This is a genomic window from Martelella mangrovi, assembly GCF_040545495.1.
In the GTDB taxonomy this organism is placed as follows: domain Bacteria; phylum Pseudomonadota; class Alphaproteobacteria; order Rhizobiales; family Rhizobiaceae; genus Martelella; species Martelella mangrovi.
The window spans coordinates 112,348-127,689 of record NZ_JBEPLY010000008.1; the positions used below are offsets into that span (position 1 = coordinate 112,348).

Sequence of the window (15,342 nt, forward strand, 5' to 3'; positions counted from 1 at the left end):
ATGGACAAGCAGACCAGTGACACGCTTTCGCCGAAGGCCGGGATTTCTGGCGGCATGCACGAGGCGCGCGTGCACGATTCCGCCCACAAGCATGTGGCCGGCACCGCTGAATATATCGATGACATTCCCGAACCCGCCGGCCTGCTGCATATCGGCCTTGGCCTTTCCGATCGACCCCATGCGCGGATCACCGCCATGGACCTTTCCGCCGTCGAAAAAGCCCCCGGCGTGGTGACGGTGCTTTCGGCACAGGATGTGCCGGGCATCAACGACATTTCGTCCGGCGGCAATCACGACGAGCCGCTGTTTGCCAATGCGGAAGTCGAATATCACGGGCAGATCATGTTCGCGGTGATTGCCGAGACCCGGCATCAGGCCCGTGCGGCAGCAGGGCTTGCCGACATCACCTATGAGGACCTGCCCTACTGGACCAATGTGCGCGATGCGCTGGCCAATGACGCGCCCAATGTCATCACGCCGATGACGCTGAAACGCGGCGATGCGCAAGGCGCGCTCAAATCCGCGCCGCGGCGGATCACAGGCGAGATGGAGATTGGCGGGCAGGAGCATTTTTATCTGGAAAGCCAGATCGCACTCGCCATTCCCGGCGAGGATGACGAGGTTGCCGTCTGGTCCTCGACCCAGCATCCAAGCGAAATCCAGCATATTGTCGGCCATGTGCTCGATATCCCGTCCAATGCCGTCACCGTCTATCAGCGGCGCATGGGCGGCGGCTTCGGCGGCAAGGAGACCCAGGGCAACGGCTTTGCCGCGATTGCGGCTCTGGCCGCGAAAAAGCTGAACCGCGCCATCAAGGTGCGCCCCGACCGCGATGAAGACATGATGATCACCGGCAAGCGTCATGACTTCGTGGCGTTCTACGATGTCGGTTTCGACGATGACGGCGTCATCGAAGCCGTCGACGCGACCTTTGCGGCGCGCTGCGGCTTTTCCGCCGACCTTTCCGGCCCGGTGACCGACCGCACGCTGTTTCACGCCGACAGCTCGTATTATTTTCCCAACGTCCACATGGTTTCGCGCCCGCTGAAGACGCATACCTGCTCGAATACCGCCTATCGCGGTTTCGGCGGGCCACAGGGCATGCTTGCCGGCGAGCGGATCGTCGAGGAAATCGCATACGCGCTCGGCAAGGACCCGCTCGATATCCGCAAGGCCAATTTCTACGGGCCCAACGGCTCCGGCCGGGATGTGACGCCCTATCACCAGACGGTGGAGGACAATATCATCCTGCGCGTGGTCGAGGAGCTGGAGGCCTCATCCGATTATCGCGCCCGCCGTCAGGCCATCATCGATTTCAACAAGACCAGCCCGGTGATCAAGAAGGGCATCGCCCTGACGCCGGTGAAATTCGGTATCTCGTTCACCATGACCGCCTTCAACCAGGCCGGCGCGCTGGTCCATGTCTATCAGGACGGCTCGGTGCAGCTCAATCACGGCGGCACGGAGATGGGTCAGGGGCTTTACATCAAGGTGGCGCAGGTCGTTGCCGACGTGTTCCAGATCGATCTCGAACGGGTGAAGATCACCGCGACGACAACCGGCAAGGTGCCGAACACGTCGGCCACCGCCGCCTCCTCCGGCTCCGACCTCAACGGCATGGCCGCTTACAATGGCGCGATGCAGATCCGCGACCGGCTGGTCGCCTTTGCGGCGGAGAACTGGAAGGTTGCGCCGGAGGAGATCGAATTCCTGCCGAACCGGGTGCGTATCGGAAAGGAAGAAATTCCTTTCCCCGACCTGATCAAGGCCGCCTATTTCGCCCGCATCCAGCTTTCAGCCGCCGGTTTCTACAAGACCCCGAAAATCCACTGGGACCGCGCGGCAGGCAAAGGCCGGCCGTTTTATTATTTCGCCTATGGCGCGGCCTGCACCCAGGTCTCCATCGACACGCTGACCGGCGAATATCTGTTCGACCGCACCGATATCCTCCACGATGCAGGCCGTTCACTGAACCCTGCCATCGATATCGGCCAGATCGAGGGCGGCTTCGTGCAGGGGCTCGGCTGGCTGACGACCGAGGAATTGTGGTGGGACGACAAGGGGCGGCTGCGCACCCATGCGCCGTCGACCTACAAGATCCCGCTCGCCTCCGACCGGCCGAAAATCTTCAATGTGAAACTGACCGATTTTTCCGACAATATCGAACCGACCATCGGCCGCTCGAAAGCCGTTGGCGAACCGCCCTTCATGCTGGCGATTTCAGCGCTGGAGGCAATCTCCATGGCCGTTGCCAGCGTCGCCGATTATCGCGTCTGCCCGCGGCTCGACGCCCCGGCCACGCCCGAGCGCGTGCTAATGGCGGTGGAGCGGATGAAGAAGGCGTGAGTCCGATGAACGAGATCGCGACATTCCGGCGTTTTTTTCAAGAGCATCCGGCCTCCGTCATCGTCACGGTGGCCAAGGCCAAGGGCTCGACGCCGCGCGAGGAAGGCGCGGTGATGATCGTTTCGAAGGACGCGATCTGCGGGACCATCGGCGGCGGTCAGCTTGAATATATCGCGATCGATCATGCCCGCCGCCTGCTGAGCGGACGTGAGGCACCGGACCAGCTGGATATTCCGCTCGGACCGGATATCGGCCAGTGCTGCGGCGGACGCACGGTTTTGTCCTTCGAAGCGGCCGATGCACGGACCGTCGAAGCGCTGTTGTCTTCGCTCACCGCCACGGCGGAATCACAACCGTCGATCTACGTCTTTGGCGGCGGGCATGTCGGCGTCGCACTCGCCCGGGCACTGGCCCCGCTGCCCTTCAATACCACCGTGATCGAGACGCGGCCCGACATGGCCGGACCGCTGCCCGACGCGATCAGCTTGTGTCTTTCGCCGATGCCGGAAGCGGAAATCGCGCGCATGCCTTCCGGCAGCGCCGTCGTCATCCTCACCCACGACCACGCGCTCGATTTCCTGATCGCCACGGAAGCGTTGAAACGCGATGATCTCGCCTATTGCGGCATGATCGGCTCGAAGACAAAGCGGGCGACGTTCATGCGCTACGCGCGCAAGGAGAGTCTGCGTGACGCTGCACTTTCCAGGCTGACTATGCCGATCGGCGCCGGTGTTGCCGACAAACGCCCGGCGGTGATTGCCGCGCTGGTTGCATCGGAACTTATCCACGTCATTTGTGCCGCAAAAGCAGGCAGGCTGCCCGCAGAACGGGCAAAGACCTGAAAAGGCTCGATTAATTTATCTTCTTTGCGTTCCGGCACTTTTTTTTCGCACGGAAATTTCGCATCATTCCCGCATATGATGATTGGGGGCACAATTTATGTTTGAACTGGCCATTTTCTGGGAATGGGCGCAATTTGCCGTGCGCTGGCTGCATGTCGTTACGGCGATTGCCTGGATCGGCTCGTCCTTCTACTTCATCGCGCTGGATCTGGGGCTGATCGCGCGTCCGGGCATGCCGGCAGGCGTGACCGGCGAGGAATGGCAGGTCCACGGCGGCGGTTTCTACAATATCCAGAAATATATGGTCGCGCCCGAGCGCATGCCGGAACACCTGGTGTGGTTCAAATGGGAATCCTACATGACCTGGGTTTCCGGCTTCCTGATGCTGGTGCTGGTCTATTATGGCGGCGCGGACCTGTTTCTGGTCAATCGCAGCGTCCTCGACGTCTCCGCGCCCGTCGCGATCCTGATCTCGCTCGCTTCGCTTTCGATCGGCTGGCTGTTCTACCACTATCTGTGCAAGTCGCCGCTCGGCAAGCACACGGTCGGGCTGATGCTATTGCTCTACGTGCTGCTGATCCTGATGGCCTGGGGCTATACCCATGTGTTTACCGGCCGCGCGGCCTTCCTGCATATGGGCGCATTCACCGCGACGATCATGACGGCGAACGTGTTCTTCGTGATCATCCCCAACCAGAAGATCGTGGTCGCCGACCTGAAGGCCGGACGCACGCCGGACCCGAAGCTCGGCAAGGAGGCCAAGCAGCGCTCGACGCATAACAACTACCTGACGCTGCCCGTCATCTTCTTCATGCTGTCGACCCATTATCCGCTGGCGTTTGCCACCACCTTCAACTGGGTGATTGCCGCGCTTGTCTTCCTGATGGGCGTCACGATCCGGCATTATTTCAACACCATGCATGCCAGAAAGGGCCAGCCCAACTGGACATGGGTGCTGACGGCGATCATCTTCATCCTGATGATGTGGTTGTCCACATCGCCGAAACTGTTCAAGGCCGAGGATCCGAACATGGCGGTCGCGCCCGCCTTCGAGAAATTCGCGCAAGATCCGCATTTCGCCTCGGTAAAAGAGGTCGTTTCGACGCGCTGTTCCATGTGTCATGCGGCGGAACCCGTCTGGGAGGGCATCCATCGTCCACCCTTCAATGTCCGTTTCGAGACGGATGCCGAGATTGCCGCCCGCGCCGGACAGATTTACCTGCAAGCCGGACGCAGCCATGCTATGCCGCCCGGTAACGTCACCAGCATGACGGATGAGGAGCGGCAAAAACTGGTCGCCTGGTACCAGTCCAGCGTCAGCGGAAAGAAGGCTGAATGACACCACCACGCATATTGAGAGGCCGGCTTTTGAGCTTCAACCGCCGGCCTCTGTCCATCGCGGACACCGAAAGCTATGAATACGAAGATGATGGCGGCCTGCTGATTTCAGAGGGCCGCATTTTAGCGTTCGGGCCATTTGAAACCGTCCTGCTGGATGCGCCGGAAGGAGCGGAGATCGTCGATCACCGCCCGAACCTGATCCTGCCCGGCCTGATCGACACCCATCTGCATTTTCCGCAGATGCAGGTGATCGGCTCCTATGCCGCCAATCTTCTGGAATGGCTGAACACCTACACCTTCGTCGAGGAACAGCGCTTTGCCGACCCTGCCCATGGCGCCGGTATTGCCGTCGCCTTCTTCGACGAGATGATCCGCCAGGGCACGACCACGGCCGTTGCCTATTGCTCCGTGCACAAGGCCTCCGCCGACGCCTATTTTGCCGAAGCGACGCGGCGCAACATGCTGATGCTCGGCGGCAAGGTGCTGATGGACTGCAACGCACCGGAGGCGCTGACCGACACGCCGCAAACGGCCTATGACGACACAAAGGCCGTGATTGCCGACTGGCACGGCAAGGCGCGCAATCATATGGTCATCTCGCCGCGCTTCGCGCTGACCTCCTCGCATGAACAGATGGACGTGACCGGCGCGCTGGCGCGGGAATTTCCCGACCTTCATATCCAGACGCATCTTTCCGAAAATACCGCCGAGATCGCCCGCGCGCTGGAACTTTACCCGGAAGCGCAGGACTATACGGATATCTATGCGCGTTATGACCTCTTGGGCACCAAGACCCTGCTCGGCCACGCGATCCATCTGTCCGAGCGCGAGCGCGATGTGCTGCACGAGACCGGCGCCGTGGCTGTGCATTGCCCGACCTCGAACCTGTTCCTCGGCTCCGGCCTCTTTCCCTTCAAGGAATATGAGCGGCGCGACAACCCCGTGCGCATTGCCGTTGCCACCGATATCGGCGGCGGCACCAGCTATTCGATGCTGAAGACCATGGACGAGGCCTACAAGGTCCAGCAATTGCGCGGCGAACGGCTCAACCCGCTGGAGAGTTTCTTCTACATGACCCGGGGCAATGCCGAAGCGCTCTCGCTTTCAGACCGGATCGGCACGCTTGCGCCCGGCAGTGATGCCGATATCGTGGTGCTCGATGCCCGCGCCACACCGGCCATGGCGCTGAAAATGGACGTGGTCACCACCCTTGCGGAAGAGCTTTCCCTGTTGCAGACATTGGGAGACGACAGAGCCATTGCGGAGACCTATGTGGCTGGCTGCCCGCTGAAATCCGGATTATGACACCGGATACAAAAGCCGGTTGGCAGACACTTACCCATATGTAATAAAACAATTCATATTTGATGCGGGAGGAGCTCATGTTTTCAGAGCCGTTGACCATTGCCGACCTGAAGAAGCGCGCGAAATGGCGTGTGCCAAAGATGTTTTTCGACTATGCCGATTCTGGTGCGTGGACGGAAAGCACCTATCGCGCCAACGAGGCGGATTTTTCAAAGATCAACCTGCGTCAGCGCGTGCTCGTCGACATGACCGACCGTTCGCTCGAAACCACGATGATCGGCCGCAAGGTTGCGATGCCGGTTGCCCTCGCCCCGACCGGGCTTTGCGGCATGCAGCACGCCGACGGGGAGATTCTCGCGGCACAGGCGGCGGAACAGGCGGGCGTGCCGTTCACGCTTTCGACCATGAGCGTCTGCTCGATCGAGGATGTGGCGGAAAACACCAAGGACCCCTTCTGGTTCCAGCTCTACGTGATGAAGGATCGCGGTTTTGTCGGCGATCTGATCGGCCGCGCAAAGGCCGCGAACTGCAGCGCATTGGTGCTCACACTTGATCTGCAGATCCTCGGCCAGCGCCACAAGGATCTCGTCAACGGGCTGTCGACACCGCCGAAATTCACCCCGAAACATGTCTGGCAGGTGGGCACCCGCCCCTTCTGGGCGCTGGAAATGCTGCAGACCAAGCGGCGCACCTTCCGCAACATCGTCGGCCACGCGCCGGCCTCCTCCGACCTGTCCTCGCTTGCGACCTGGACGGCTGAGCAGTTCGACCCGAAACTTTCCTGGTCCGATGTCGAATGGATCAAGGAGCGCTGGGGCGGACCGTTGATCCTGAAGGGCGTTCTCGACGCCGAAGACGCAAAAATGGCGGCAAAGACCGGCGCCGACGCGATCATCGTGTCCAATCACGGCGGTCGCCAGCTTGACGGCGCGCGGTCCTCGATCTCGGTCCTGCCGGAAATCGTCGACGCCGTGCAGGGCGACATCGAAATCCACATGGATGGCGGCATCCGCTCGGGCCAGGACATTTTGAAGGCACGGGCGCTCGGCGCTCAGGGCACTTATATCGGCCGACCCTATCTCTACGGTCTCGGCGCCATGGGCAAAAAGGGCGTTACCCGCGCCCTCGACATCCTCCGCAAGGAACTCGATGTGACGATGGCGCTCTGCGGCAAGCGCAATATCGAGGATATCGACCGGGATATCATCGCGAAGATCGGTTTCTGATCGCGTCCTTTCAAAATATCCCGGAACAATAACGCTCCGCTCCCGTTCCATTCAAAGATGTGTGCCTTGCCAACGGCGCATGCGTTGAACGGACCGGGGGACGGCGCGGACGCATCTGCTTACGATTTACATTTTCAATTTCGTCCCCATCCCCCGGAAACGCGCTCCAGTTTCGGGAGATTTTCATCATGATCGTGCTGACAACATTGATCTTCGCAGCCATCGGCCTGTTTTTGGGCGGTGGCGGCATCTGGCTGATCGTGCTCGGCGGCAGCTGGTTTTATCTGATTGCGGGCGTTGCCTTTCTGGCGACCGCCTTTCTCATTTTCACGCGCAATCCCCTCGCCTACTGGGTTTACGGGGCAACCATTCTGGTGACGCTTGCATGGGCGCTGCTTGAGGTCGGTTTCGACTGGTGGCAGCTTGGCGCGCGCGGCGGGCTGGTCGTGCTTCTCGGCCTGTGGATGTTCTTGCCCTGGGTCCGCCGGCCAATCCTGCGTGACCAGTATGGTTTTCCCGAACAAAAACCCGCTGCCCGCAGCGGCCCCTGGCCGCTTGCCGGCGCGGTGGCCCTGTCGATCATCGTTGCGGCGGTTTCACTTTTCACCGATCCCCATGCGATCAACGGTTCGCTTCCCGGCATTCGCAACGCCGATGCTTCGGCAAACGAGCGCGTGCCCGCCGATGAATGGCATGCCTATGGCCGCTCGGAAAAAGGCCAGCGCTATTCGCCGCTCGACCAGATCACGCCGGACAATGTCGGCGACCTGGAACTGGCCTGGCAAATCCAGACCGGCGACATGAAAGGCCCGAATGACGTTGTCGAGACGACCTATGAAAACACGCCGCTGATGATCGGCGACACGCTTTATGTGTGCACGCCGCACAGCTGGGCGATGGCGTTTGATGCCAGGACCGGCGATCAGAAATGGAAGTTTGACCCGCAAGTCCCGGTCGATGGCAACCGCCAGCACCAGACTTGCCGCGGCGTCACCTATTACGACGACCCGGACTTGGCCGAGGGCGAGCGCTGCAAGACCCGTGTCTACCTGCCGACCTCGGATGCCCGCCTGATCGCGCTTAATGCCGAAGACGGCACGATCTGCGAGGATTTTGCCGATAACGGCACGCTGCACCTTGAAACCAATATGCCCTACAAGACGCAGGGTTATTATTATTCTACCTCCGCGCCTCTTGCCATTGCCGGCAAGATTATCGTCGGCGGCGCGGTCAACGACAATTATTCCACCCAGAGCCCGTCTGGCGTCATCCGCGCCTATGACATCGACACCGGTGAACTGATCTGGAATTTCGACACCGGTAATCCGGACCGGACCGCGCCGATCGGCCCGGACGAGACCTATACCAGGAATTCGCCGAACAGCTGGTCGGTGATGTCCGGCGACAGCGATCTGGGCCTCGTCTATGTGCCCTTCGGCAACCGCGTGCCGGATCAGATCGGCCTCAACCGTTCACCCTCGGAGGAAAAATATTCGTCCTCGGTAACCGCGCTCGATGTCGAGACCGGAGAACCGGCATGGGTTTTCCAGGGCGTGCATCATGACCTCTGGGACATGGACGTGCCGGCCCAGCCGCCGCTTCTCGATCTGACGATCGACGGCGAAACCGTGCCGGCACTGGTGATGCCGACCAAACAGGGCGAGGTGTTCGTGCTGAACCGTGAAACCGGCGAACCGATCCTGCCGGTCACCGAAGAACCGGCACCGCAGGATGGCGGCCTTGAGGGTGAAAACCTGTCGCCGACACAGCCGGTTTCCGCGCTTTCCTTCAAGCCGCCGAAACTGACCGGCAGGGACATGTGGGGCGCCTCGCTGCTCGATCAGCTCGCCTGCCGGATCAAGCTGAAGCAGTATAATTACGAAGGCCGCTACACGCCGCCGTCAACCAACGACACGATTGTCTATCCCGGCAATTTCGGCACGCTGAACTGGGGTTCGGTGGCCGTCGACCCGGAACGCCAGGTGATGTTCGCCATGCCGGTTTACATGGCATACACCTCCACGCTGGTGCCCAAGAGCGAGCCGGGCGCGCCGACCCACGGGATCAATTCGAATAACGGCTCGCCCTATGCGGTGGCCTTCACCACTCTGCTCGGCCCGCTCGGCGTACCCTGCCAGGCGCCGCCATGGGGCTACGTTGCAGGTGCTGACCTGACAACCGGCGAAATCGTCTGGAAGCACAAGAACGGCACGATCCAGGACATGAACCCGCTGGGCCTCAAGATCAGGATGGGCGTGCCCGGTATCGGCGGGCCGATCATCACCAAGGGCGGCGTCGCCTTCCTCGGTGCGGCCATGGACAACTACATCCGCGGCTATGACCTGACGTCCGGCGAACAGCTGTGGGAAGCCCGCCTGCCCGCCGGCGGCCAGGCAACGCCGATGACCTACGAGACCAGCGACGGCACGCAATATGTGCTGATCGTGGCCGGCGGTCACGGTTCCGTCGGCACCAAGACGGGCGACTATATTCTCGCCTACAAACTGCCCGACGGCACCTGAAAAAAACAGACGCGGCAACGGAACAAACCATCCGCTGCCGCGTCTTGCGTAAAGAAAAACAATCGAGGCTTGATCCCGCGTGACATGCGGCGGAAAATGTCGGCAAACGCGAACACAGCGAAGATTATTGCGATGCGCCGCGCGATAGTTTTGATAATTTTCAGGTTGTCCTGAAGGCGTGGCATCACTATCTATCGCACAGAAAGATTTCAGCCTCAGGCTATAAAAAAGGAGTATTGAAGATGGCTTTTGAACTTCCTGAACTGCCTTACGCTTACGACGCGCTCGCCCCCTACATGTCGGCAGAGACGCTCGAGTTTCACCATGACAAGCACCACAACACCTATGTGACCACCGGCAACAAGCTGGCGGAAGAAGCCGGCCTCGGCAATCTTTCGGTCGAGGATGTCATGGTCAAGGCCTACGGTTCCAACCAGCCGCTCTTCAACAACGCCGCACAGCACTTCAACCACACCCATTTCTGGAAGTGGATGAAGAAGGATGGCGGCGGCACCAAGCTGCCGGGCGCGCTCGAAAGCGCGATTTCCTCCGATCTCGGCGGTTACGACAAGTTCAAGGCCGATTTCATTGCTGCCGGCGTCGGCCAGTTCGGTTCGGGCTGGGCATGGCTCACCGTCAAGGACGGCAAGCTTGAAATCATGAAGACACCGAACGGCGAAAACCCGGTCGTCCATGGCGCCAAGCCGATCCTCGGCGTCGATGTGTGGGAACACTCCTACTACATCGACTACCGCAATGCGCGCCCGAAATATCTGGAAGCCTTCGTCGACAGCCTGATCAACTGGGACTATGTCCTGGAACTCTACGAAGGCGCCACGAAGTAAGTTTTCCGGAAAACGGAATTCACGGAAAGCCCGGCCTTTGCGCCGGGCTTTTTTTTGTTCAGCGGCCTTTTTCCGCCAGTCCCGGCATTACACGCGCCACCGTGCGCTCGATCACATCGACCAGCACCATGGTCTGGTGGTCCACTTCGATGTTCAGCCGGTCGCCCGCCTTGTAACGGGGAAATGTCGTCTGGCGCAGGGTCTCGGGGATGAGGTTGATGGTGAACAGGTTTTCCTCCACCTCGGCCACCGTCAGGCTGCAGCCATTGACCGCCAGAAAGCCGCGCGGAAAGATATATTTCGCACAGTCCTCCGGCACGCGAAAGCGGATATAGGCGCCGTCATCGGCCACGCGGATTTCCTCCAGCGCAGCCGTCGTCGCCACATGACCGGCAATCGGGTGGCCGCCGTTTTCATCCGTCATCTTTGCCGAGCGCTCGACATTGACGTTCTGCCCCGCTTCCAGCGCGCCCAGATTGGTGCGCTCCAGCGTCGCGTTCATCGCATCGAAGGTGACGTGATCGCCGGCAATGCCGGTGACCGAAAGGCAGGTGCCCTCGATATTGACGCTGGCGCCAAGTTTCAGGTCGGCGAGAAGCTGATCCGTGAACGTGACGGTGAAGGTCTTGCCGCCGGGATAAACACTGACATCAGCGAGCGGACGGACGGCCTGAACGATGCCGGTATACATGGGGTCTGCACTCCTTCGAAAGATTGACGTCAGCGATGGCGGCAATATGGTCGGCGGGAACGGTGAAGACAAGCCTGCGGGCGGGACACGCTGTTCAACCCTGCCGTTTTACGCCTTCGGCGGCAGCGAGAAGGCGTTTTCCAGCGCGATCGACACCCATTCATCAAATATCGGATCGGCGCAGTCATCGGCATCGAGATAGTAAAAGCCGCTCATCCTGCGCCCGCCATGGATCATCGGTTCCGGCTTGCCAAGGCGGGCGGCCGCCTCGGCATTGTCCTTGCCGACGCGGAACAGAAAACGCCCCTCTCCGGCCTTGCTGCGGCTTGCGGCTGCGACCATGTGGCCGTTGACCATGAAGCAGAGGCCGCCGAACATCTTTTTCTCGCTGACGCCCTCCAGCCCCTCGAGCCGATGACGCAGGCGGGCGGCAAGCGCCTCATCGATCGCCATGATTTCAGTCTTTCAGATCTTTAGGCGTTCCCGAGAGAAAATCGAGGAAGGCATGGTAATAATCTGGATGCCAGCGTGACAGCGGCGGACGGTTTTCGACAATGTCGCCCATGGCCCAGATCATCCGTTTTTCGTCGGTTTCCCGATCCACTTCACCATCGGGGCAGAGAATATAGAAATCGCCCGCCTCAAGGCTTTTCAGCATGAAATCAACGGTCTGTTCCGGCGTCCAGGCGCCTTCCGGCTTTTCCGTGCGTCCGCCCGCCGTCAGCGGGGTGAACACGAAGCCGGGGATCAGCAGATGCGCCTCGACCTTGCAGTTTTCCCGGTTTCTCAGATCATGCTGCAATGCTTCGGTGAAAGCCTTCACGCCAGCCTTGGAAACATTATAGGCCGGGTTGCCGGGCGGCGTGGTGATGCCCTGTTTCGACCCGGTATTGATGATCAGTGCCGGTTCGCCGTGCTTGATCATGCCGGGCGTAAAAATCCGCGTACCGTAGATAACGCCAAGCAGATTGACATCGATGATCCGGTCCCATGCTATCTGCTTGCCCAGAATGCCGGTTTCGGGCTGGATGCCGGCATTGTTCATCAGCACATTGACCTTGCCGAAGGCCTGGGTTGCCGCACATTCCAGCTCTTCCAGCGCCGAAAGGTCGGAGACGTCGGCTGCATGGGCCAGTGCCTTTACGCCCTTCTTCTCGGCCAAGGCCGCCAGTTCGGCGCCCGCCACCTTCAGCTTCTCGCTTTTCATGTCGGCAATCATCACATTCATGCCGAGAGCGATGAAAGCTTTCGCCGCGGCGAACCCGATGCCCGAAGCGCCACCGGTGATAACGGCGGAATTTCCCGCTTGCAGCGCAGGATGCGGCGCGTTTTTCTGGCTCATGGTCTTCCTCCCATTGCATTTTTGCGGCAGTTTTCATGACAATACCGCCGAATTGCGGCCGCAAACCAGCCATTCGATCTCATCTTTTCACGCACGGCCGATCCCGTCCGAAGCATCCGTGCACTCAGACAAGACTGTTTTCGAGTTGGCAAGTCCTGTCAATCGGCAAAATTGCCCGGCAGACAGACGAAAGTCGCGCAGAACACGGGTTTTCCTTGCGTGACGCGGTAAAGCCGCTAAAACGGCACGAAACATGCCAAACAGCAGATGGACTTGAACAACACATGGCAACGCACAAAGACGTCAAGAAGGTCGTGCTCGCCTATTCCGGCGGCCTCGACACCTCGATTATCCTGAAATGGCTCCAGACCGAATTCGGCGCTGAAGTCGTCACCTTCACCGCAGACCTCGGGCAGGGCGAAGAGCTTGAGCCTGCGCGCCTGAAGGCCGAACAGGCCGGCGTGAAGGAGATCTTCATCGAGGATGTGCGCGAGGAATTCGTCCGCGATTTCGTCTTCCCGATGTTCCGCGCCAATGCCGTCTATGAGGGCGTTTACCTGCTCGGCACCTCGATTGCCCGTCCGCTGATCTCCAAGCGTCTCATCGAGATTGCAAAGGAAACCGGCGCCGACGCGATTGCCCATGGTGCCACCGGCAAGGGCAACGACCAGGTACGTTTCGAGCTTTCGGCCTATGCGCTGAACCCGGATATCAAGATCATCGCACCGTGGCGTGACTGGACCTTCAAGAGCCGGACCCAGCTTCTGGAATTCGCCGAAAGCCACCAGATCCAGATCGCCAAGAACAAGCGCGGCGAAGCGCCCTTCTCCGTTGACGCCAACCTGCTGCACTCCTCCTCGGAAGGCCGCGTGCTGGAAGACCCGGCCATCGAGGCGCCGGAATATGTGCATATGCGCACCGTTTCGCCGGAAGCCGCCCCCGACAAGCCCACGATCATCAAGATCGGCTTTGAAAAGGGCGATGCCGTTTCCATCAACGGCGAGCGCCTGAGCCCGGCAACGCTTCTGGCGAAGCTGAACGACCTTGGCCGCGACAACGGCATCGGCCGTCTCGATCTGGTCGAAAACCGGTTCGTCGGCATGAAATCGCGTGGCGTTTACGAAACGCCCGGCGGCACCATTCTGCTGGCCGCCCACCGCGCTATTGAAAGTATCACGCTCGATCGGGGTGCCGCGCACCTGAAGGATGAGCTGATGCCGAAATATGCCGAGCTGATCTATTACGGCTTCTGGTTCTCGCCGGAGCGCTACATGCTGCAGGCCGCCATCGACAAGAGCCAGGAACATGTCGAAGGCGAAGTCACGCTGAAGCTCTACAAGGGCAATGTCATCGTCACCGGCCGGGAAAGCGACAAGTCGCTTTACTCCGAAGCCCTCGTTACCTTCGAGGACGACCACGGCGCTTACGACCAGAAGGACGCGGCGGGCTTCATCAAGCTGAACGCCCTGCGTCTGAGAACGCTGGCCAAGCGCGACCAGGGCTGATCGGCCTTCACGGTTTAGAGCATACAAGGCGGGGCCTTCGGGCTCCGCCTTTTTCCGTTCCGGCCCTCATATGCCTGTCGGAATAGGGCAACCTTACCGTGTCAAAACATGTCAGGCAACCGGATCGGAGGGCACGCTTGCCTCACCGACCTGTTCATGGCCCGTGGCGAGCTCCGGCTTTTCGACAGTGCGCAGCCAGAAATAGCAGCAGACCGCGATTGCGCCCATGGACGGCACGATGAACTGAAGCGCCAGCACGGGAGAACCGATGGCCGCCGCGATGACACCGGTGAGAAGACCGGACCCCATCTGCATAAAGCCCATCAGCGCGGAGGCGGAACCGGCGATGGCGGGAAACGGCAACAGGGCCGCGTTCATCGTGTAGGGCATAACAAAGGCAATGCCGAAGGCGAAACTGCCGACCGGCAGCATCACGGAAAGATAGCTGATCGGCAGGAACTCGACGGAGACAGCAGTCGCCGCCGCGCCCAGCGCGATGAACAGCAGGCCGATGCGGACCAGAGAACGCGACGAGAACCGCCCGAGAGCAAAGCGGAAGACCACGGAGCCGGAAAAATAGAGCCCTGTCTGCATCAGCATGCCCACGCCATATTGCGAAGGGGTGAGGCCTGCAACCTTGATCAGTACAAAGGGCAGGATGGAGGCCAGCGCATAAAGCGTGCCCACCGAAGAGGCAATCAGCAGTGAGGCGGCCATGAAGCGCGCACTCGTAACAAGCTGCCAATAGGCGCTGAGAAGCGGCAAGGGACTGGCCTTGCGCCGGTCCGGCTGAACGGTTTCGGCCATCATGGTGATGAGGATCACCGCAATGGTCGCGCCGAAGCCTGCCATCGTCAGAAAGATCGCCTTCCAGTCGAAAACAGCAAGAATGACGCCGCCAACCGTCGGCGCCACCGCTGGCCCGACAGCCAGAACAATGCCGATCATGTTCATGATCCGCGCCGCCGGCTCCCCGGTAAACTGATCGCGCACAATGGCGCGCCCGACGGTAAGCCCGGCCGAGGCCCCGATGCCCTGAACCAGCCGGCCCAGCAGAAGCGCGTTCACATCCCCGGCGAACACCGCCAGCAGGCTTCCGGCCATATAGATGCCGAGAAAGCCGATCGCGGTCTTGCGGCGGCCGAAGGCATCGGCCAGAGGACCGGCCACCAGCATGGCAAAGGCAAAACCGCCGAAAAACACCGAAAGCGAGAGTTTTATCGCGGCATCGGTCGTATTGAAGGCAATCGCGAGCGCCGGCATGGCCGGTGTGTAGATCGACAGCGAAAACGGCCCGAGCATGGTCATCATCGCACCGATAAGACTGGTGCGGCTTTCGCTCATCGGCGTTGTCGACAATGCGGTATTCCCGGACAT

Annotated in this window: 12 protein-coding genes; 8 read left to right on the plus strand and 4 right to left on the minus strand. The window is 60.5% G+C overall.

Features of this window, described 5'->3' with window-relative positions:
* The 7 genes from xdhB to ABID12_RS12845 all read left to right on the plus strand — a co-directional run bounded on the left by xdhB (position 1) and on the right by ABID12_RS12845 (position 10,427).
* Complete coding sequence (xdhB, locus tag ABID12_RS12815) at positions 1-2,346, plus strand: xanthine dehydrogenase molybdopterin binding subunit (protein WP_354434521.1); 2,346 nt, start codon at positions 1-3, stop codon at positions 2,344-2,346.
* Between the two features lie 14 nt (positions 2,347-2,360).
* Positions 2,361-3,188: a xanthine dehydrogenase accessory protein XdhC gene (gene xdhC / locus ABID12_RS12820; RefSeq protein ID WP_354434570.1), complete on the plus strand. Its 828-nt coding sequence runs from the start codon at positions 2,361-2,363 to the stop codon at positions 3,186-3,188.
* Positions 3,189-3,285: 97 nt separating this feature from the next.
* Positions 3,286-4,527 (plus strand): urate hydroxylase PuuD, encoded by a 1,242-nt coding sequence (locus ABID12_RS12825; RefSeq protein ID WP_354434522.1) that lies wholly within the window; start codon positions 3,286-3,288, stop codon positions 4,525-4,527.
* Positions 4,524-5,834 carry a guanine deaminase gene (gene guaD, locus ABID12_RS12830; RefSeq protein WP_354434523.1) on the plus strand — a complete coding sequence of 437 codons (1,311 nt, stop codon included), beginning with the start codon at positions 4,524-4,526 and terminating at the stop codon, positions 5,832-5,834. The genes ABID12_RS12825 and guaD overlap by 4 nt, the downstream gene beginning before the upstream one ends.
* 77 nt (positions 5,835-5,911) lie before the next feature.
* On the plus strand, positions 5,912-7,060 hold the full coding sequence (locus ABID12_RS12835) for an alpha-hydroxy acid oxidase (RefSeq protein ID WP_354434524.1): 1,149 nt from the start codon (positions 5,912-5,914) through the stop codon (positions 7,058-7,060).
* A gap of 185 nt (positions 7,061-7,245) precedes the next feature.
* Complete coding sequence (locus ABID12_RS12840) at positions 7,246-9,582, plus strand: glucose/quinate/shikimate family membrane-bound PQQ-dependent dehydrogenase (RefSeq protein ID WP_354434571.1); 2,337 nt, start codon at positions 7,246-7,248, stop codon at positions 9,580-9,582.
* Positions 9,583-9,824: 242 nt separating this feature from the next.
* Complete coding sequence (locus ABID12_RS12845) at positions 9,825-10,427, plus strand: superoxide dismutase (RefSeq protein ID WP_106306395.1); 603 nt, start codon at positions 9,825-9,827, stop codon at positions 10,425-10,427.
* 58 nt (positions 10,428-10,485) lie between these two features.
* Here ABID12_RS12845 and ABID12_RS12850 read toward each other — a convergent pair whose 3' ends face one another.
* From ABID12_RS12850 to ABID12_RS12860, 3 genes are all read right to left on the minus strand, one after another.
* Entirely contained in the window at positions 10,486-11,118 is a 633-nt protein-coding gene (locus tag ABID12_RS12850) for a riboflavin synthase subunit alpha (protein ID WP_354434525.1), read from the minus strand.
* A gap of 108 nt (positions 11,119-11,226) precedes the next feature.
* Complete coding sequence (locus ABID12_RS12855) at positions 11,227-11,571, minus strand: TfoX/Sxy family protein (protein WP_354434526.1); 345 nt, start codon at positions 11,569-11,571, stop codon at positions 11,227-11,229.
* 4 nt (positions 11,572-11,575) lie between these two features.
* Entirely contained in the window at positions 11,576-12,460 is an 885-nt protein-coding gene (locus ABID12_RS12860; RefSeq protein ID WP_106306386.1) for an SDR family NAD(P)-dependent oxidoreductase, read from the minus strand.
* Positions 12,461-12,744: 284 nt separating this feature from the next.
* Between ABID12_RS12860 and ABID12_RS12865 the strand changes: the two genes are divergently transcribed.
* Complete coding sequence (locus tag ABID12_RS12865) at positions 12,745-13,965, plus strand: argininosuccinate synthase (protein WP_319518919.1); 1,221 nt, start codon at positions 12,745-12,747, stop codon at positions 13,963-13,965.
* Between the two features lie 111 nt (positions 13,966-14,076).
* Here the strand turns inward: ABID12_RS12865 and ABID12_RS12870 are convergent, their stop codons facing one another.
* Positions 14,077-15,342, minus strand: coding sequence for a multidrug effflux MFS transporter (locus ABID12_RS12870; RefSeq protein WP_354434527.1), 1,266 nt, complete (start codon positions 15,340-15,342; stop codon positions 14,077-14,079).